Raw genomic sequence first — 18,295 nt, forward strand, 5'->3', positions numbered from 1 at the left:
TCGGTCAGCTCAGCTCGTCGCGCAGCTTCTCCGCCGCCGAGCGCAGCGCCGACCGGTCCGGCCCGGCCGCCAGCACCGAGCGGGCCGCGGCGGGCAGCACGATCCCGTGCAGATCGGCGAAACGTGCCCTGACGTCGGCCGCCCCGGCTCCCTGGGCACCCAGTCCGGGCGCGAGGACCGCGCCGTTGAGGGTGGACAGGTCGAGGCCGTGGTCGATGGTCGCGCCGACCACCACGCCGACGTCGCCGAGCGGCTCGGCGCCGGCGTTGCGGGCGGCCGCCGCGTCCACCACCCGCTGGCCGACGCCGCGGCCCGCCCACTCGGCGAGCTGCACCTCCCCGCCCTCCGGGTTGGAGGTGCGGGCCAGCACGAACGCGCCCCGACCGGCGTCGGCCGCGGCGTCGAGGGCGGGCGTCAGCGAGCCGAACCCGAGGTAGGGCGACAGGGTCAGGGCGTCGGCGCCCAGCGGCGCGCCGATCGCGAGGTAGGCGTCGGCGTACCCGTCCATCGTCGAGCCGATGTCCCCGCGCTTGGCGTCGAGCAGCGTGAGCGTGGGGCTCGGCGCGAGCGCGGCCAGCACCCGTTCCAGTACCGCGATCCCGCCCGACCCGTGCCGCTCGAAGAACGCCGACTGCGGCTTCACCACGGCCACGTGCCCGGCCAGCGCGTCGACGCAGGTCATGGCGAACCGCTCGAGGCCGTCCGGGTCGTCGGTGAGGCCCCATTCGGCCAGCAGCCCGGGATGCGGGTCGATGCCAACGCACAACGTCCCGTACCGGGAGACGACCCCCGTGAGCCTGGCCCCGAAGGTGGTGGCGTCCCGGTCCGTCACGGCCGGGACTTCCGCAGCGCCGCGTGTGCGTCCTGCAGCGACCGCACCCCGATCGAGCCGCTGATCATCGCCTCGATGCCCTGCACCGCCGCCGCGGCGCCCTGCACGGTGGTGACGCACGGGATGCCGCGCGACACGGCGGCCGCCCGGATCTCGTAGCCGTCCACGCGCGGCCCGGAGTTGCCGTAGGGCGTGTTGATGATCATGTCGACCTCGCCGGCGAGGATCATGTCGACGATGGTCTCCCCGCCCTCGAAGTGCTTGCGCACCATGGTGGTGGCCACCCCGTGGCGGCGCAGCACGTCGGCCGTGCCCGCCGTGGCCAGCACCTCGAAGCCGAGAGCGGCCAGCCGCAGCACCGGGAACACCATCGCGCGCTTGTCCCGGTCGGCCATCGAGACGAACACGCGCCCCGAGGTCGGCATCGAGCCGTAGGCCGCCGCCTGCGACTTGGCGAACGCCGCGCCGAACGAGGCATCGAAACCCATCACCTCGCCGGTCGACTTCATCTCGGGGCCGAGCAGCGGGTCGACACCCTCACCGTCGCGCGTGCGGAAGCGGTGGAACGGCAGCACCGCCTCCTTCACGGCGATGGGAGCGTCCGGCGGGAGCTCGCCGCCGTCGCCCTCGGCCGGGAGCAGGCCCTCCTCGCGGAGCCCCGCGATCGTCGCGCCGAGCATGATCCGGGCCGCGGCCTTGGCCAGCGGCACGGCCGTCGCCTTCGACACGAACGGCACGGTGCGGGACGCGCGGGGGTTGGCCTCCAGCACGTACAGGGTCTCGCCGTGCAGGGCGTACTGGACGTTCAGGAGCCCCCGCACGCCCACGCCGTGCGCGATGGCCTCCGTCGAGCGGCGGACCTGCTCCAGCACGGAGCGGCCCAGCGTGATGGGCGGCAGCGTGCACGAGGAGTCGCCGGAGTGGATGCCCGCCTCCTCGATGTGCTCCATCACCCCGCCGAGGAAGACCTCCTCGCCGTCGCACAGGGCGTCGACGTCGATCTCGATCGCGTCGTCGAGGAACCGGTCGACCAGCACCGGGCGCTCCGGGCTGATCTCCGTGGCGCGCGAGATGTAGCCGGCGAGCGTCTCGTCGTCGTAGACGATCTCCATGCCGCGCCCGCCGAGCACGTAGGACGGCCGCACGAGCACCGGGTAGCCGATCCGCTCGGCAATCTCGCGGGCCTGGTCGAACGAGGTGGCCATGCCGAACGCCGGTGCCGGCAGGCCCGCCTTGCGCAGGACCTCGCCGAACGCCCCGCGGTCCTCGGCAAGGTCGATGGCCGCGGCGGACGTGCCCACCACCGGCACCCCGGCCGCGGTGAGCCGCTGGGCGAGACCGAGCGGGGTCTGGCCGCCCAGCTGCACGAGAACGCCCGCGACCGTGCCGCTCTGCTGCTCGGCGTGGACCACCTCGAGGACGTCCTCGAAGGTGAGCGGCTCGAAGTAGAGCCGGTCGGCCGTGTCGTAGTCGGTGGAGACCGTCTCCGGGTTGCAGTTGACCATGACGGTCTCGAACCCGGCCTCCCGCAGTGCCATCACCGCGTGCACGCAGGAGTAGTCGAACTCGATGCCCTGCCCGATCCGGTTGGGCCCGGACCCGAGGATGAGCACCTTCGGCTTCTCGGTCTGGGGCGCGATCTCCGACTCCGCGGCGGGGTCGGTCTCGTAGGCGCTGTAGTGGTAGGGCGTGCGCGCCGCGAACTCCGCTGCGCAGGTGTCGACCGTCTTGTAGACCGGGCGGATCCCGAGCCGGTGGCGCAGCGTGCGCACGCCGTCCTCCCCGGCGAACTCCGGGCGCAGCGCGGCGAGCTGCCGGTCCGAGACCCCCGCCCGCTTGGCCCGGCGCAGCAGCGGCTCGTCGAGGACGGGGGCGTCGAGGATGTCCCGGCGCAGCTCGGTGAGCCCGAGGATCTGGTCGAGGAACCACGGGTCGATGCCCGAGCGCCGTGCCACGTCCGCCACGCTCGCCCCGCCGCGCAGGGCGCGCTCCACGGCGTAGATGCGGCCGTCGAGCGCGGTGGTGACGTCGGGGTCGCCATCGGGGTCGGGGGTGGTCCAGAACCCGGCGGCGGTCGTCTCCATCGAGCGCAGCGCCTTGCCGAGCGCCTCGGGGAACGACCGGCCCAGCGCCATCGCCTCACCGACGCTCTTCATCGTCGTGGTCAGCTCGGGGTCCGCGCCGGGGAACTTCTCGAACGCGAACCGCGGGATCTTCACCACCACGTAGTCGAGCGTGGGCTCGAACGCAGCGGGCGTCTCACCGGTGATGTCGTTGCGGATCTCGTCGAGGGTGTAGCCGATCGCCAGCTTCGCCGCGATCTTCGCGATGGGGAAACCGGTGGCCTTGGACGCCAGCGCCGAGGACCGCGAGACGCGCGGGTTCATCTCGATCACGACCAGGCGCCCGGTGGCGGGGTCGATCGCGAACTGGATGTTGCAGCCGCCGGTGTCGACGCCGACCGCGCGCAGCACGGCGATGCCCACGTCCCGCATGTGCTGGTACTCGCGGTCGGTGAGGGTCATCGCGGGCGCCACCGTGATCGAGTCACCGGTGTGCACGCCCATCGGGTCGAAGTTCTCGATCGAGCAGACGACCACGACGTTGTCGTGGTGGTCGCGCATCAGCTCGAGCTCGTACTCCTTCCACCCGAGCACGGACTCCTCGATGAGCACCTCGTGCACCGGCGAGGCGGCGAGCCCGCCACCGGCCAGCCGCTCCAGGTCGGCCGCGTCGTGGGCCATGCCCGAGCCGAACCCGCCCATGGTGAACGACGGCCGGATGACGACCGGGAGGCCGAGCTCGGCGACGGTGGCCCGCACCTCGTCCATCGAGTGGCAGACGGCGGAGCGCGGCACGTCACCGCCGATCGACTGCACGATCTCCTTGAACTTCAGCCGGTCCTCACCGCGCTGGATGGCGTCGATGTCGGCGCCGATGAGCTCCACCCCGTAGCGCTCCAGCACGCCGTTCTCGTGCAGCGCCACCGCGGTGTTCAGCGCGGTCTGACCGCCGAGGGTGGCCAGGATCGCGTCCGGGCGCTCCGCGGCGATGACCTGCTCCACGAACTCGGGCGTGATCGGCTCGACGTAGGTGGCGTCGGCGAACTCGGGGTCGGTCATGATCGTGGCCGGGTTCGAGTTGACCAGTGACACCCGGATGCCCTCGGCCTGCAGTACCCGGCAGGCCTGCGTGCCGGAGTAGTCGAACTCCGAGGCCTGACCGATGACGATCGGCCCGGAGCCGATCACCATCACGTGCCGGATGTCGTCGCGCTTCGGCATCAGGCGCCTTCCTTGCTCGACCCGTGCCGGCCAGGTGCGCTGCCGGCTTCCATCAGATCCACGAACCGGTCGAACAGGTCGCCCGCGTCGTGCGGGCCCGCTGCGGCCTCCGGGTGGTACTGCACGCTGAACGCGGGGACCTCCAGCGCCTGGAGGCCCTCGACACAGCCGTCGTTGGGGCAGGTGTGGGTGATCTCGGCCGGCCCGAACGGCGTGTCGAACCGCTCCCCCGCCTCGCCCTCCACGGCGAACCCGTGGTTCTGCGAGGTGATCGCGACCCGGCCGGTGGCGTGCTCCACGACCGGGATGTTGAGGCCGCGGTGGCCGTAGCGCAGCTTGTAGGTGCCGCGGCCCAGTGCGCGGGCGAGGATCTGGTTGCCGAAGCAGATCCCGAACAGCGGGATCCGCCGCTCCAGCACCTGCCTGGTCAGCGCCACCGGACCGTCCGCCGTGGCCGGGTCGCCCGGACCGTTGGACAGGAAGAACCCGTGCGGTGCCAGCTCCTCGATCGCCTCGACGGACGTGTCGGCGGGGAGCACGTGCACCTCGATGCCGCGCGCGGCGAGCATCCGTGGGGTGTTGGACTTGATGCCGACGTCCAGCGCGGCCACCCGGAAGCGCGTGGGGCCGTCAGCGGGCACCACGTAGGGCTCCGTGGTGGTGACGGCGCCGTACAGGTCCGACCCCTCCATCCGCGGGCTGTCGAGCACCCGCTGGACCAGCTCGTCGTGCGGGGCGAGCGCGTCGCCGGAGAACACCCCGGCCCGCATGGCCCCCTGCTCGCGCAGGTGGCGCACCAGCTGCCGGGTGTCGATGCCCGCCAGGCCGACGATCCCCTGTGCGGTGAGCGCGTCGGCGAGCGACCGGCGTGAGCGCCAGCTCGACGGCACGCGGCTCGGGTCGCGCACCACGTACCCCGCCACCTGGATCCGCGCCGACTCGTCGTCCTCGTCGTTCCAGCCGGTGTTGCCGATCTGCGGGGCGGTCTGCACCACGATCTGCCGGTGGTAGGACGGGTCGGTCAGCGTCTCCTGGTAGCCGGTCATGCCGGTGGTGAACACCGCCTCCCCGAGCGCCTCCCCGGTGGCGCCGTAGGCCTCTCCCCGGAAGACCCGGCCGTCCTCGAGCACGAGTACCGCCGTCATGACCGCACCTCTCCCTGTGTCGTGGTGATCCGGCCCCGCAGCACCGTGGCCACGACCGTTGCCGGCAGCCGCATGCCCTCGTAGGGCGTGTTGGCCGCCCTGCTGGCGAGCTTCGCGCCGCGCACCGTCCAGGCCCCGTCGGGGTCGACGAGCGCGAAGTTCGCCGGCTCGCCCTCGGCGATCGGACGGCCCTGGTCGGGCAGCCCGGCGATCTCCGCGGGGCGCTCCGACAGCACGCGGGCCACGCCGCGCCAGTCCAGCAGGCCCGGTTCGAGCATCGTGTGTACCACCACCGACAGCGCCGTCTGCAACCCCAGCATGCCGGGCCGCGCCGCGGCCCACTCGGTGTCCTTGTACTGGGCGGCGTGCGGGGCGTGGTCGGTGGCGACCACGTCGATGACGCCCTCGGCCAGCGCCTCGCGCATCGCCCGGGTGTCGGCCCCGGTGCGCAGCGGCGGGTTGACCTTGTGCACCGGGTCGTAGCTCGTGAGCGCCGCGTCGGTGAGCAGCAGGTGGTGCGGGGTGACCTCGGCGCTCACCCGCACGCCCGCCGCCTTCGCCGCGCGCAGGACGTCGATCGTGCGGGCGGAGGAGACGTGGCAGACGTGCAGCGCCGCCCCGGCCTCCCTGGCCAGCGCACAGTCGCGGGCGACGATCGTCTCCTCCGCGGTGGCCGGCCAGCCGGCCAGCCCGAGCCGCGACGCGACGACGCCCTCGTGCGCCTGCGCACCGGCCGTGAGCCGGTGGTCCTCGGCGTGCTGGGCGATGACGACCTCGAGCGCCGAGGCGTACTCGAGCGCGCGGCGCATCACCAGCGGGTCGTGCACGCAGCGGCCGTCGTCGCTGAACATCCGGACCTGCGCCCGGGACCGGGCCATCGTGCCGAGCTCGGCCATCTTCACGCCCTCGAGGCCGACGGTGACCGCGCCGACGGGGTGCACGTCGACCAGCCCGACCTCCTCACCGCGGCGGCGCACGTGCTCCACGACCACGGCGGTGTCGGCCACGGGGTCGGTGTTGGGCATCGCGAAGACGGCGGTGTAGCCGCCGAGCGCGGCCGCGGCGGACCCGGTGGCGACGTCCTCGGACTCCTCACCACCGGGCTCCCGCAGGTGCGTGTGCAGGTCGACGAACCCGGGGAGCAGGACGTGCCCGCCGGCGTCGAGCACCTCGACGCCGTCCGGTGCGTCGAGCCCGCGCCCGATCTCGGTGACGACCCCGTCGCGCACCAGCAGGTCGACGGCGTCCCCGCCGTACGGCCGTGCGTTGCTGATCAGCAGGTCGCTCACGAGTTCCTCCGGTCCGGGTTCAGGAAAGCCACTTTGCTGCCCGCAGAGTTCGGGAAAGTGGCTTTCCTGAACCTGGGCGTGCACCACCGCGCGCTCACTCCGGCGCTCCGGCCAGCAGGTGGTAGAGCACGGCCATGCGGACGTGCACCCCGTTCGACACCTGCGCCAGGATCGCCGCCGACGGGCTGTCGGCCACGCTCGGCGCGATCTCCATCCCCCGCACCATGGGGCCCGGGTGCAGCACCACGGCGTGGTCGGGCAGCAGTGCGGCCCGGTCGGCGGACAGGCCGTAGCCGATCGCGTACTCGCGGGCGGACGGGAAGAACGACCCGTGCATCCGCTCGGCCTGCACGCGCAGCATCATCACCGCGTCCAGCGCGGGGAGCTCGGCGTCGAGCTCCGCCGCGACGCGGCACGGCCACTCCTCGACGCCGGTGGGCAGCAGCGTGGGCGGCGCCACGAGCACCACGTCGGCGCCCAGCGTGGCGAGCAGCAGGACGTTGGAGCGGGCGACGCGGCTGTGCAGCACGTCGCCGACGATCCCGATCCGGCGCCCGGCGATCCCGCCGAGCCGGTCGCGCAGGGTGGCGGCGTCCAGCAGCGCCTGGGTGGGGTGCTCGTGGGTGCCGTCGCCCGCGTTGACGACGGAGGTGTGCGTGCCGGTGGTCGCGTGGTCGCGGTCGACCCAGCCCGCGAGCCGGTGCGCCGCACCGGAGGCGGGGTGGCGCACGATCACGCAATCGGCTCCCATCGCCGAGAGGGTGAGCGACGTGTCGCGCAGCGACTCGCCCTTCGACACCGACGAGCCCTTCGCGCTGACGTTGACCGTGTCGGCGCTCATCCACTTGCCGGCGATCTCGAACGACACGCGGGTGCGCGTGGAGTCCTCGTAGAACATCGTGATCACGGTGCGGCCGCGCAGCGTCGGCAGCTTGCGGACCTCCCGGCCCAGCAACGCCTGCTTGAGCCGGTCGGCGGTGTCCAGGACCCCGGTGGCCGCTGCCGCGTCGAGGTCGGAGACCGAGAGCAGGTGCTTCATGCGTCCGCTCCCGCGCGCCGCAGCCGGACGCCGTCGCTGCCGTCGATCTCGCTCAGCAGCACGAGGATCTGTTCGTCACGCGCGGTCGGCACGTTCTTCCCCACGTAGTCGGCACGGATGGGCAGCTCGCGGTGCCCGCGGTCGACCAGAACGGCGAGCTGCACCGCGCGCGGACGGCCGTGTTCGGACAGCGCGTCGAGCGCGGCCCGCACGGTGCGCCCGGACATCAGCACGTCGTCGACCAGCACCACCAGCGCGTCGTCCACACCGGTGTCGGGGACGGCGGTGTCCTCCAGCGCGCGGGCCGGGCGGCGGCGCAGGTCGTCGCGGTAGAGCGTGGGATCCACGGATCCGACCGGCGGCGCGCTGCCCTCGAACTCGGCGATCGCGGCGGCCAGCCGGGCGGCGAGCACGGTGCCGCGGGTGGGGATGCCGATGAGCACGACACCCTCGACACCTGCGGTCTTCTCGATGATCTGGTGCGCGATACGCGCGATGGTGCGGGTGACGTCGGCAGCGCTCAGCAGCTCCCGGGAGGGAGGTGTCGCACCAGCCGGGTCCCCGCGGCGGTCGTCCGCCACGAGTCGCTCCTTCCCCGCCTCACCGGACGGGTCTTAAAGGAAATCCGGTCGGTCGAAACGCTACCAGCGGGCCCCCGCCGGACCTGTCTCAGCGCGCTCGGACATCATGAGCGTCACACCGCGTGGGATCCGCCACTGCGTCCTTCACCCCGGACCGACCGCAAGCCCTAGGGTGAACTGTCACCATGGGAGAAGGCAGCGACGCGCCGGACATCGCGTAACGCCTGGCGGGGGACCCTCGATCAGCCGTTCGAGTGGTCCTCACGCTCTACGGCCCCGGGAGGGGCCAGCGAACTTGACCGATTGGCCACGCGAGCGCATGATTACTCTCCGTATTGATTGATTGCTCCCAGGGTGGCCGCGGTTGCGGGGGGCACCACCTCGGGACGGGAGCCGGCGCGCCACGGCGCGCCGGAAGGCACCCGCACCACCGGTATGAATTCGGTCCCGCGGCCGATGAACCAGCAAGTGAGGAGGTCGCCAGATGGGCGACTACGCCAAGGCGCTCGGTGGCAAGCTCCGTGCCATCCGGCAGCAGCAGGGGTTGTCGCTGCACGGGGTCGAGCAGAAGTCGGGCGGTCGCTGGAAGGCGGTCGTCGTCGGCTCCTACGAGCGCGGTGACCGTGCGGTGACCGTGCAGAAGCTGGCCGAACTGGCCGACTTCTACGGTGTTCCCGTTGCCGAGCTACTGCCCGAGGGCCGCGTCCCTTCCGGCTCCGAGCCGGCCACCAAGATCGTCATCAACCTGGAACGGTTGCAGCAGCTGCCGGCCGACAAGGTCGGCCCGCTGGCACGCTACGCCGCCGCCATCCAGAGCCAGCGCGGTGACTACAACGGCAAGGTGCTCTCGATCCGCGCCGAGGACCTGCGGTCACTGTCGATCATCTACGACATGACACCGGGCGAGCTCACCGACCAGCTCATCGAGTGGGGTGTTCTCCCGCCCGAGGCCCGGCCCACGGCGTAGTTCCGCCCGCGCGACCCCGGTCCCCGGCGCGCGGGCGCTGGTGGGCGGTCGGGGCGACGGCAGATGCACGGGCCGGTCGCGGCACCACAGGTGCCCGACCCGCCCGGCTCACGTGCGGCCGGGAGCGGGTGCTCAGCGGCTGGCGCGCAGGTGTTCGGCGATGTCGGCGATGCGCCCGAGCACCCCGTTGAGGTAGCGGGGGCTGTCGTCCGTGGAGAGCGTGCGGGCCAGCTCCACGGCCTCGGTGATGGCCACCGGGTCGTCGATCTCGTCCACCCAGAGCAGCTCGAACACCCCGATCCGCAGGAGTGTGCGGTCGACGGCGGGCATCCGCGCCACCGTCCAGCCCTCGGCGTGCTCGGCCAGCAGCTGGTCGATGCGGTCCCGGTGCTGCACGACGCCCTCCACGAGCATCGCGGCGTAGTCGGAGACCGGCGGCGCGTCGTCGGTCTCGCGGCGCTGGGTGAGCACCGCGAGCGGGTCGTCGCCCCGGGCCTCCGACTCGAAGAGGATGTCGAGCGCCCGTTTGCGCGCCTTCGTCCGTGCCCGCTGCATCAGCCGGATACGCGGCCGAGGTAGCGCCCGTCGCGGGTGTCCACCTTGACCTTCTCGCCGGTGGTGACGAACAGCGGCACCTGGATCTCGGCGCCCGTCTCCACGGTGGCGGGCTTGGTGCCGCCGGTGGACCGGTCGCCCTGCAGGCCGGGGTCGGTGTGGGAGATCACGAGCTCCACGGACGTCGGCAGCTCGACGTAGAGCGGCACCCCTTCGTGCAGCGCCACCATCGCCGTCTGGTTCTCGAGCAGGTAGTTCGCCGCGTCGCCGACGGTGACCTCGGGGATCGGGATCTGGTCGAAGGTGTCGCCGTCCATGAAGACGAAGTCGGCACCGTCGCGGTAGAGGAAGGTCATGTCGCGGCGGTCGACGGTGGCGGTGTCGACCTTCGTGCCGGCGTTGAAGGTGCGGTCGACGACCTTCCCGGTGAGCACGTTCTTGAGGGTGGTGCGCACGAAGGCACCCCCCTTGCCGGGCTTCACGTGCTGGAACGCCGTGACCGACCACAGCTGGCCGTCCAGGTTGAGCACCAAGCCGTTCTTCAGGTCGTTCGTGGTGGCCACGTGCGGGCTTCTCCTGCGTCTCTACGGGCCGCGTCGATCGGCTGAAGGGCGCCGCGATGCGGCACCGCCGTCACGCGCCGGGGGTGTGCTGAGTGACCGGCACCTGATGGCGCCGTCGTCCGTCGACCAGGGTACCGCTAGACCTCGACGAGTTCCCTCGTGGTGCGGGTCAGGAGCGAGGGCTCGCCGTCGCGCACGACGAGCGTGTCCTCGATCCGTACCCCGCCCTGCCCCTCCAGGTAGACGCCCGGCTCGACGGTCACCACCATGCCGGCGGCCAGCGCACCCGTGCCGGTCCGGGCCAGCGCGGGCGCCTCGTGGATCTGCAGGCCGACCCCGTGGCCGAGGCCGTGCACGAACTCCGCGCCCCGGCCCGCCTGCTCCACCACGCGCCGCGCGGCGCCATCCACGTCGGAGACGGCCGTGCCGGGCCGGAGCGCGGCCCGGCCCGCCGCCTGCGCCGCGGCGACCAGCTCGTGCAGCTCCCGCTGCCATGCCGCGGCGGGGCCGAGCACCACGGTGCGGGTCATGTCCGAGTGGTAGCCGTCGACCAGCGCCCCGAAGTCCATCTTCACCAGGTCACCGGTACGTAGCTCGGCGCCGGTGGGGCTGTGGTGCGGCACCGCAGAGTGCGCCCCGGCCGCCACGATCGTCTCGAAGGCCGGACCGGTGGCCCCGTGCTCCCGCATCCGGATCTCCAGGTCGAGCGCGACCTCCCGTTCGGTGCGGCCCGGCCGTAGGCCACCAGCGGCCAGCAGGTCGGCGAGGGCGGCGTCCGCGGCCGCGCAGGCAGCCAGCAGCACGGCGATCTCCGCGTCGTCCTTCACCGCCCGCAGGCGCTGGACGAGCCCCGGCATCCGGTGCAGCTCGACGGCGCCGGCCGCGTCCGCCATCGCCGCGTGCGCGTCGACCGTGACCGCGTCGGACTCGAACCCGAGCCGTCCCACCTGCCACCCGCCCGCCGAGCCCGCGAGGGCCATCGCGCTGGCCCGGTCGATGACGGTCTCCAGCTCGGGCACCTGCGCTGCGGCGTGCGCCCGGTAGCGCCCGTCGGTGCAGAAGCGGCTGGCCGCGTCGCCCCCGACGTGCACGAGCAGCGCCGCGTTGGAGCCGGTGAAGCCGGTGAGGTAGCGGATGTTGACGAGGTCGGTGACGAGCAGGGCGTCGACCTCGACCTCCGCTGCGCGGAGCAGGCCGCGCAGGGCGGAACGGCGGGACTCGAACATGGCCGCACCGTACGGGACGTATGGCGCACCGGCTCCGATCTCCGGCCCGCCGTCTTGACCGCTAAAAGACCAAGTGATTTAGTCACTTCCATGCCTCGCGCCGACCGGACCCTGTCCGAGCGACTGTCCGACGAGATCGTCGAGATCATCCGCGCCGAGCAGCTGGGTCCCGGCGACGCCCTCGCCTCCTCGCGTGACCTCGCCCGGCGCCTCGACGTCACCACACCGACCCTGCGCGAGGCACTCCGCCGGCTCGAAGCCACCGGCGTCGTGCAGTTCCGGCACGGCTCGGGCACCTACGTCGGCCCCGGCATCCACCGCAGGCTGCTGGCCAACCCGCACCGCCCGCGGATCGACCGCGAGTCCGTGCTCGAGCTCGCCGAGGCCCGGCTCGTGCTGGAACCCGCCATCGCCGCGGCCGCCGCACGCGCCCGTGCCGAGGGAGGCATGGCGCTGCTGGAGACGGCCGTCACCAACGCACTGCGGCCCCCGGTCCGCGACGTGCGTCCCGCCGTCCACTTCCACGTCGCGCTGGCCGCCGCGAGCGGCAACGCGCTGCTGCGCGAAGCCGTCGAGGCGCTGCTGCACGTCCGGGTGCTCGACCAGATCGAGATCCGGCACCGCTACGACGATCGGGAACGCGACCACGCCGAGCACGTCCAGATCCTCGACGCCGTGCGGAGCGGCGACGAGGCGGCGGCCGAGCGGCTCACCCGCGAGCACCTGACGTCGATCCGGGACGTCGTCGCGGCAGCCGACCTCCCCCGGTCCGGCGAATGAGCCGCCCGATGCGCTTGGGCGAGATGACCACCGTGGAGGCGGCCGAGGCGGTCACCGGCAGCCCGGTGGTGATCATTCCGGCCGGCGCGTTCGAACAGCACGGGCCCGGGATGCCACTGGCCACCGACCAGATCCGGGCCGAGGCGGTGGTCGACCGTGTGGTCACCGCGCTCGGCGGGCGGGCCGTGATCGGGCCGGCCCTTCCCGTCGGCGTCTCCCCGCACCATCTCGCGTTCACCGGCACGGTCTCCCTCACCAGCACGACCTTCGCCGCGCTGGTGCGCGAGTACGCCGACAACCTGCACCGCCACGGGTGGCGCAAGGTGCTCGTGGTCACCGGGCACGGCGGCAACAACGCCACCCTCACCACCGTCGCCCAGGACCTGCTGACCACCCACCCCGACCTGCAGTTCGCCTGGACGCCCGTCACAGCGCTCGCCGCCGAGGTCATCGCCGGGATGCGGGTCGGCGAGGTGCACGGGCACAGCGGCGAGGCCGAGACCGCCCAGATGCTCTTCCTGGCTCCCCACCTCGTGCACCAGGACCGGCTCGCCGCGGGCGCACGCTCCCGCGCCGACCTCGGTCCGCTCGCCGGGCTGGCGCTGCGCGGCAGCCCTCCCACCCTGACCGTCCGCTACGACCGGCTCAGCGAGAACGGCGTGCTGGGCGATCCGCGGCGGGCCACGTCCGAGGACGGAGCAGCGATCGTCGACGCCGTCGTGCGCCGGATCGTCGCCTTCGTCGAGGAGTGGCTGACCACCTGAGATCGAGGAGGAACCCGATGGGAAGCAGGACAGCTCGTGTCGTCGCAACGCTGGGAGCGGCCCTGGCGGGGCTCGCCCTGGTGGGGAGCGCCCTCGCCCCGCCCGCGACGGCATCGCCACCACCCCGACCAGCGCAGACGGACGCCGCCGGGTGCCGGTCGTCGCCGGACCAGCAACCCGGCACCAGTGTCCTGCACACCATCCAGAGCGGTGGGCGGGACCGGACCTACCAGCTCCATCTGCCGAAGGACTACAGCGCGAAGCGCTCGTGGCCGCTCATCGTCGCGTTCCACGGGCGCGGCAACACCGGAGCGGGCACCGAGGAGTTCTCCGGGCTCTCGACGCTCCCGGCCGTCGTCGCCTACCCCAACGGCGTGATCGGCACCGGCGACGGAGACCGGCAGGCCTGGGAGGGCGCCCCCTACGCCGCAGCCGGGGTGGACGACGTGGCGTTCACCGGGGATCTCCTGAACTCGCTCGACAAGACGCTCTGCATCGACCAGCAGCGGGTCTACGCCACCGGGAAGTCCAACGGCGCCGGGTTCACCGGGCTCCTCGCCTGCCGCATGGCCGGCCGGTTCGCCGCCATCGCCCCGGTCGCGGGCGCCTTCTACGGCCAGAACGGCACGGACTGCCATCCCTCCCGTCCCGTGCCGGTGATCGAGTTCCACGGCACCGCGGACGCAACCATTCCGTACGGCGGCGACGCAGCGCGCGGGCTCCCGGCGATCACGGACTGGGCCGCGGGCTGGGCCGCGCGCGACGGGTGCCGCGCCGAGCCCGCCACGAGCAGCCTCGGGGCGGACGTCACGGAGTCGACCTGGACGGGCTGCAAGAGCGGCGCGGAGGTCCGCCAGGTCGCGATCGCCGGCGGTGGTCACACCTGGCCGGGCGCCGAGAGCTACAGCGGTGGTGGCGTCACGACCCACACCATCAAGGCCCAGGACGTGCTCTGGCAGTTCGTCAGCCGCTTCCGGCTGCCCGCTCGCTGACCCCCGCTCGCCCGACCCCGCCCATCGTCAACGGTGATCGACCGAGGAGACGCCATGACCACCCGAATCCCCGGCGACACCGGTACCGACGCCGCGGCCGCGGAACCCCGGTTGCCGCTGATCATCCGGGCGATGGGCGGGATCGAGCGGGTCGGCAACGCCCTGCCCCACCCGTTCTGGCTGTTCTGGATCCTGTCCGGGATCCTCGCGGTCGCCAGCGCCGTGCTCGCGGGCATGGGTGTGTCGGTGGTGTCGCCGAGCGACGGCAAGACCGTCACCGTCCAGAACCTGCTCAGCGGGGACGGACTGGCGATGGCCGTCTCGACGATGGTGTCGAACTTCGCCACGTTCCCCCCGATGGCCACGATCGTCGTGGTGATCATGGGCGTGGCGGTGGCCGAGCGCAGCGGCTTCCTGGCCGCGCTGATGCGGATGAGCGTCTCGCGGGTGTCGGCGTCGTGGGTGGTCTTCGCCGTCGCCTTCGCCGGGACGGTGGCCCACGTCGCCTCGGCCGCCGCGTACATCATCCTGGTGCCGCTCGGTGGTCTCGCCTTCCGCGCCGTGGGCCGGTCCCCGATCCTCGGCGTCGTCGTGGCCTACACCGCCATCGCGTCCGGGTACGACGCCAGCCCCGTCCCCACCCCGAACGACGCGATCTTCGCCGGCATCACCACCGCGGCGGCCCGGATCGTCGATCCCGACGCGTACGTCTCGCCGCTCAGCAACTGGTTCTTCAACATCGCCTCGTCGCTCGTGCTCGCCGTGGTGATCACGCTGGTGACGAAGTTCGTGCTCAGCAAGCGACCCGACCTCGACGCCGACCCCGACGCCGACCTGGAGGACATCGGGTCGCTGCACCTGAGCGACGCGGAGCGGTCGGGCGTGCGCCAGGCGCTGGCCGCCCTGCTGGGCGCGCTCGTCGTGCTCACGCTGGTGATGCTGCCCGTCTCCTCACCGCTGCGCGGCGACGGCGGCAGCATCGTCGACTCACCGCTGCTCGACGGCATCGCCGCCGTGGTGGCGTTGCTGTTCGGCCTGGTCGGCATCGTGTACGGCCGGCGGGCCGGCACGGTCACGAAGGCCGGCGACGTCCCGAACCTGATGCTGCAGGGCATCAAGCAGATGGCCCCGGTACTGGTGCTGTTCTTCGCGATCGCCCAGTTCCTCGCCTACTTCGACTGGAGCCACATCGGCGACGTCGTCGCGGTGGAGGCGGCCGAGGCGCTCAAGGCCAGCGGCGCGCACATCGTGGTCGTGTTCCTGCTCGTCCTCGTCCTCCTGACGCTGGTCAACATCCTGGTCACCAGCGGCTCGGCGATGTGGGCGGTGGCGGCCCCGGTGATCGTCCCGATGCTGATGCTGGTGGCGGTCCCGCCGGAGACCACGCAGGCGCTGTTCCGCATCGCCGACTCGGGATCCACCGCGATCACGCCGATGAGCCCCTACTTCGTCATGGCGCTGGGCTTCCTGCAGCGCTACCGGCGCAGCGCCGGCATCGGGACGCTCGCGTCCTACACGCTGCCGCTGGCCATCGCCATGACGGTGGTGTGGACCCTGCTGTTCCTGGCCTGGTGGTGGATCGGCATCCCGCTGGGGCCCGGCGCGCCCGTGCGGTGACTCACAGGGCGGGGTTCACCCGGATGTGTCCGTCGATCGCGATCGGGGTAGATCACCGCATGAGAATCGGATCGAGCATCGGCCTGATCGCGATCGGCCTGATCCTCGCCCTCGCCGTGAACGTCGACCTGAGCGGAATCGACCTCACCCTCGTCGGGTGGATCCTCGCCGCCGTCGGTGTCGTCGGGCTGATCGCCAGCCTGGCACTGGCCCGGCGGAGCCGCCCGGTGGTCGTGGCCCGCGAGGAGTACCCGCCGCAGCGCGGTTACTGAGCTGCGGCGCTACCGGGCCAGGCCGTCCTGCCGGGCGATCCACCGCAGCGCGAGCGCGTAGCCGTCGACGCCGAGCCCGACGATCACGCCGCTGGCCACGGCCGAGATGTAGGAGTGGTGGCGGAACTCCTCGCGGGCGTGCACGTTGCTGATGTGCACCTCCACCAGCGGAGCTGTGAGCTGGGAGCACGCGTCGCGCACCGCCACCGAGGTGTGCGTCCACGCCGCGGCGTTGAGCACCACCGGGGTGGCGGCGTCCGCGGCGGCGTGCAGCCAGCCGAGCAGCTCCCCCTCGTGGTCGGTCTGGCGGACCTCGACGGCCAGGCCGACCTCCTTGCCGGTGCGCTCACAGAGATCCACGAGGTCGGCGTAGGTCGTGGACCCGTAGACCGCAGGCTCCCGGGTGCCGAGCCTGCCCAGGTTCGGTCCGTTGAGCACCAGCACCGGGCGGCTCATGCCGACACCGCCGCGTACGCCTTCTCCAGCAGCTCCGGCGCCGGCCCCTCCAGCCTGCCGGGCCTCGCGAGCGCGTCCAGCACGACGAAGCGCAGCATCCCGGCGCGTGACTTCTTGTCCCCGCGCATCGTCTCCACCAGCTCCGGGAGTGCTCCCGCCTCGTAGGCGACCGGCAGCCCGATCGACTGCAGGATCGCGCGGTGGCGGCCCGCGGTCTCCGCGTCGAGACGGCCCGCCTCGCGGGCGAGCTCCGCGGCGAACACCAGCCCGACGCTCACGGCGGCACCGTGGCGCCAGCGGTAGTCCTCGCGGCGCTCGATGGCGTGCGCCAGCGTGTGGCCGTAGTTGAGGATCTCCCGCAGGTGCGACTCGCGCAGGTCGGACGCCACCACGTCGGCCTTCACCTGGATCGAGCGGCGGACGAGCTCGGGCAGCACGGAGCCCGTGGGGTCCAGCGCGGCGACCGGGTCGGCCTCGATCAGCTCCAGGATCACCGGGTCGGCGATGAACCCGGTCTTGACGATCTCCGCGCTCCCGGCGGCCAGCTCGGCGGCGGGCAGCGTGTCGAGCACGGCCAGGTCGACCAGCACCGCCGACGGCTCGTGGAACGCGCCCACCAGGTTCTTGCCTGCTGCGGTGTTGATGCCGGTCTTGCCCCCCACGGCAGCGTCCACCATCGCGAGCAGCGTGGTGGGCACATGGACCACCCGCACGCCCCTCATCCAGGTGGCCGCCACGAAGCCGGCGAGGTCGGTGGCGGCCCCGCCGCCCAGCGACACCACCACGTCACCGCGGGTGAGACCGATCCGCCCGCACACCTCCCAGCAGAACCCCGCCACGCCCAGCGCCTTCCCGTCCTCGGCGTCGGGGATCTCCACGCGATGGGCGTCGACGCCGGCGGCGGCGAGCTCGCCGCGAACCTGCTCGGCCACGCCGGCCAGCGCGGGCTGGTGCACCAGCACCGCGGCCGCGGCACCGAGCCCGGTGACGGTGGCGGTCAGCTCGGCACGCACACCCCGGCCGACGAGCACGGGGTAGGGCCGCTCGCCTGCCACCTCGATCCGCACGGTCTCACTCACGACGGCCACCCTACTGACGGCCCGCACCCGCGCCTGCCAGGCCCGACACCGCAGCCCGTTCCGGGTTCAGGGGCGCAGGCCGGGGTCCGGGAGCAGCGCGCTCTCGTGCGGTGTGGGCAGATCCAGCGGGTCGTCCGGGTCGACCGGCTCGTCGGGCGCGGACGCCGCGAGCTCCCCCACCGCCACCAGCACCGCCCGCGCCACCTGGTTGGCGCTGCGCCGGTCGGTCTCGATCTCCACCGTGGCGACCTCGCGGTAGAGGGGCGCCCGCGCGTCGAGCAGAGCCTTGAACGTGGCGCGCGGGTTGACCCCGGCGAGCAACGGACGCGCGGTGGACATGCCGGTGCGGCGCAGCCCGTCGGCGAGCCCGACCGTCAGGTAGACGACACGGTGCCCCCGCAGCCGCTCCCGGGTCTGCGCCGCGAGCACGGAGCCACCGCCCAGGGCCAGCACCCCGTCGGTGCCGGCCAGCGCCTCGGCGACCACCTCGCGTTCCATCGCGCGGAAGACGTCCTCCCCGTCCTGCAGGAAGATGTCGGCGATCGGCTTCCCGGCCCGCTCGACGAGGAGCGCGTCGACGTCGGTGAACTCCACCCCGAGCCGGCGCGCGAGAACCCGGCCGACCGTCGTCTTGCCGGCCCCCGGGGGGCCGACGATGACCATCGCGGGACGTCTCTCGAGGCTCACCCGCCCTAGGGTAGTGACCTCCCCGAACGATCCTGGAGGCCCTTGGACTGGTGTCAAGGCGGCCAGTTACCCTGCGATCACGGCGGCGCATACCTGTGATCTCTGCGGCACTGCCGAGCCGTGTCGTAGGGCACGTGGATCTGTGGGATCGGGGAGCTGGGATGGAC

The 18,295-nt window shown here is 72.8% G+C and carries 18 protein-coding genes; 6 read left to right on the forward strand and 12 right to left on the reverse strand.

Features of this window, described 5'->3' with window-relative positions; all coding sequences use genetic code 11:
* Window positions 1-4 precede the first annotated feature (4 nt).
* From pyrF to pyrR, 6 genes are all read right to left on the reverse strand, one after another.
* Complete coding sequence (gene pyrF, locus HF577_RS20600) at window positions 5-832, reverse strand: orotidine-5'-phosphate decarboxylase (protein ID WP_169397545.1); 828 nt, start codon at window positions 830-832, stop codon at window positions 5-7.
* Window positions 829-4,116 carry a carbamoyl-phosphate synthase large subunit gene (gene carB, locus HF577_RS20605; RefSeq protein WP_169397546.1) on the reverse strand — a complete coding sequence of 1,096 codons (3,288 nt, stop codon included), beginning with the start codon at window positions 4,114-4,116 and terminating at the stop codon, window positions 829-831. Before carB ends, pyrF begins: the two co-directional genes overlap by 4 nt.
* Window positions 4,116-5,261: a glutamine-hydrolyzing carbamoyl-phosphate synthase small subunit gene (gene carA / locus HF577_RS20610; protein ID WP_169397547.1), complete on the reverse strand. Its 1,146-nt coding sequence runs from the start codon at window positions 5,259-5,261 to the stop codon at window positions 4,116-4,118. The genes carB and carA overlap by 1 nt, the downstream gene beginning before the upstream one ends.
* A complete protein-coding gene (locus HF577_RS20615) occupies window positions 5,258-6,550 on the reverse strand; it encodes a dihydroorotase (RefSeq protein ID WP_169397548.1) in 1,293 nt (430 codons plus the stop codon). The genes carA and HF577_RS20615 overlap by 4 nt, the downstream gene beginning before the upstream one ends.
* A 94-nt stretch (window positions 6,551-6,644) precedes the next feature.
* Complete coding sequence (locus HF577_RS20620; protein ID WP_169397549.1) at window positions 6,645-7,589, reverse strand: aspartate carbamoyltransferase catalytic subunit; 945 nt, start codon at window positions 7,587-7,589, stop codon at window positions 6,645-6,647.
* Complete coding sequence (gene pyrR, locus HF577_RS20625; protein ID WP_169397550.1) at window positions 7,586-8,170, reverse strand: bifunctional pyr operon transcriptional regulator/uracil phosphoribosyltransferase PyrR; 585 nt, start codon at window positions 8,168-8,170, stop codon at window positions 7,586-7,588. Before pyrR ends, HF577_RS20620 begins: the two co-directional genes overlap by 4 nt.
* Before the next feature lie 484 nt (window positions 8,171-8,654).
* Here pyrR and bldD point away from each other — a divergent pair, with 484 nt between their 5' ends.
* Window positions 8,655-9,137, forward strand: a complete 483-nt coding sequence (bldD, locus tag HF577_RS20630) for a transcriptional regulator BldD (RefSeq protein WP_169397551.1) — start codon at window positions 8,655-8,657, stop codon at window positions 9,135-9,137.
* A 132-nt stretch (window positions 9,138-9,269) separates the two neighbouring features.
* Here the strand turns inward: bldD and nusB are convergent, their stop codons facing one another.
* From nusB to HF577_RS20645, 3 genes are all read right to left on the reverse strand, one after another.
* Window positions 9,270-9,692, reverse strand: a complete 423-nt coding sequence (nusB, locus tag HF577_RS20635) for a transcription antitermination factor NusB (protein ID WP_169397552.1) — start codon at window positions 9,690-9,692, stop codon at window positions 9,270-9,272.
* On the reverse strand, window positions 9,692-10,255 hold the full coding sequence (gene efp, locus HF577_RS20640; RefSeq protein ID WP_169397553.1) for an elongation factor P: 564 nt from the start codon (window positions 10,253-10,255) through the stop codon (window positions 9,692-9,694). The genes nusB and efp overlap by 1 nt, the downstream gene beginning before the upstream one ends.
* A gap of 137 nt (window positions 10,256-10,392) precedes the next feature.
* The gene (locus tag HF577_RS20645) at window positions 10,393-11,481 is read right to left on the reverse strand and encodes a M24 family metallopeptidase (protein ID WP_169397554.1); all 1,089 of its coding nucleotides are present in this window, start codon (window positions 11,479-11,481) and stop codon (window positions 10,393-10,395) included.
* A 90-nt stretch (window positions 11,482-11,571) separates the two neighbouring features.
* Here HF577_RS20645 and HF577_RS20650 point away from each other — a divergent pair, with 90 nt between their 5' ends.
* Genes HF577_RS20650 through HF577_RS20670 form a run of 5 tightly spaced genes read left to right on the forward strand, consistent with a single transcriptional unit; the run spans window position 11,572 to window position 15,906 of the window.
* Window positions 11,572-12,261 (forward strand): FadR/GntR family transcriptional regulator, encoded by a 690-nt coding sequence (locus tag HF577_RS20650; protein ID WP_169397555.1) that lies wholly within the window; start codon window positions 11,572-11,574, stop codon window positions 12,259-12,261.
* Window positions 12,262-12,269: 8 nt separating this feature from the next.
* On the forward strand, window positions 12,270-13,025 hold the full coding sequence (locus HF577_RS20655) for a creatininase family protein (RefSeq protein ID WP_211174581.1): 756 nt from the start codon (window positions 12,270-12,272) through the stop codon (window positions 13,023-13,025).
* Between the two features lie 17 nt (window positions 13,026-13,042).
* Complete coding sequence (locus tag HF577_RS20660) at window positions 13,043-14,017, forward strand: alpha/beta hydrolase family esterase (RefSeq protein WP_169397557.1); 975 nt, start codon at window positions 13,043-13,045, stop codon at window positions 14,015-14,017.
* Window positions 14,018-14,071: 54 nt separating this feature from the next.
* Entirely contained in the window at window positions 14,072-15,634 is a 1,563-nt protein-coding gene (locus HF577_RS20665) for an AbgT family transporter (protein WP_169397558.1), read from the forward strand.
* Between the two features lie 59 nt (window positions 15,635-15,693).
* Window positions 15,694-15,906 carry a DUF6458 family protein gene (locus HF577_RS20670; RefSeq protein ID WP_169397559.1) on the forward strand — a complete coding sequence of 71 codons (213 nt, stop codon included), beginning with the start codon at window positions 15,694-15,696 and terminating at the stop codon, window positions 15,904-15,906.
* A gap of 9 nt (window positions 15,907-15,915) precedes the next feature.
* On the opposite strand, the gene aroQ is transcribed toward HF577_RS20670, so the two are convergent.
* The 3 genes from aroQ to HF577_RS20685 all read right to left on the reverse strand — a co-directional run bounded on the left by aroQ (window position 15,916) and on the right by HF577_RS20685 (window position 18,128).
* A complete protein-coding gene (gene aroQ, locus HF577_RS20675; protein WP_169397560.1) occupies window positions 15,916-16,362 on the reverse strand; it encodes a type II 3-dehydroquinate dehydratase in 447 nt (148 codons plus the stop codon).
* Entirely contained in the window at window positions 16,359-17,441 is a 1,083-nt protein-coding gene (gene aroB, locus HF577_RS20680; RefSeq protein WP_169397561.1) for a 3-dehydroquinate synthase, read from the reverse strand. The genes aroQ and aroB overlap by 4 nt, the downstream gene beginning before the upstream one ends.
* 66 nt (window positions 17,442-17,507) lie before the next feature.
* Window positions 17,508-18,128, reverse strand: coding sequence for a shikimate kinase (locus HF577_RS20685; protein ID WP_407692223.1), 621 nt, complete (start codon window positions 18,126-18,128; stop codon window positions 17,508-17,510).
* Window positions 18,129-18,295 lie beyond the last annotated feature (167 nt).

This window comes from Pseudonocardia xinjiangensis (assembly GCF_012911925.1).
In the GTDB taxonomy this organism is placed as follows: domain Bacteria; phylum Actinomycetota; class Actinomycetes; order Mycobacteriales; family Pseudonocardiaceae; genus Pseudonocardia; species Pseudonocardia xinjiangensis.

Excerpts from the sequence above, each read along its gene's own strand:
- carB (WP_169397546.1), bottom strand. The coding sequence starts at position 4,116 with ATGCCGAAGCGCGACGACATCCGGCACGTGATGGTGATCGGCTCCGGG.
- carA (WP_169397547.1), bottom strand. The coding sequence starts at position 5,261 with ATGACGGCGGTACTCGTGCTCGAGGACGGCCGGGTCTTCCGGGGAGAG.
- HF577_RS20620 (WP_169397549.1), bottom strand. The coding sequence starts at position 7,589 with ATGAAGCACCTGCTCTCGGTCTCCGACCTCGACGCGGCAGCGGCCACC.
- bldD (WP_169397551.1), top strand. The coding sequence starts at position 8,655 with ATGGGCGACTACGCCAAGGCGCTCGGTGGCAAGCTCCGTGCCATCCGG.
- nusB (WP_169397552.1), bottom strand. The coding sequence starts at position 9,692 with ATGCAGCGGGCACGGACGAAGGCGCGCAAACGGGCGCTCGACATCCTC.
- HF577_RS20645 (WP_169397554.1), bottom strand. The coding sequence starts at position 11,481 with ATGTTCGAGTCCCGCCGTTCCGCCCTGCGCGGCCTGCTCCGCGCAGCG.
- HF577_RS20650 (WP_169397555.1), top strand. The coding sequence starts at position 11,572 with ATGCCTCGCGCCGACCGGACCCTGTCCGAGCGACTGTCCGACGAGATC.
- HF577_RS20655 (WP_211174581.1), top strand. The coding sequence starts at position 12,270 with ATGCGCTTGGGCGAGATGACCACCGTGGAGGCGGCCGAGGCGGTCACC.
- HF577_RS20660 (WP_169397557.1), top strand. The coding sequence starts at position 13,043 with ATGGGAAGCAGGACAGCTCGTGTCGTCGCAACGCTGGGAGCGGCCCTG.
- HF577_RS20665 (WP_169397558.1), top strand. The coding sequence starts at position 14,072 with ATGACCACCCGAATCCCCGGCGACACCGGTACCGACGCCGCGGCCGCG.
- HF577_RS20670 (WP_169397559.1), top strand. The coding sequence starts at position 15,694 with ATGAGAATCGGATCGAGCATCGGCCTGATCGCGATCGGCCTGATCCTC.
- aroQ (WP_169397560.1), bottom strand. The coding sequence starts at position 16,362 with ATGAGCCGCCCGGTGCTGGTGCTCAACGGACCGAACCTGGGCAGGCTC.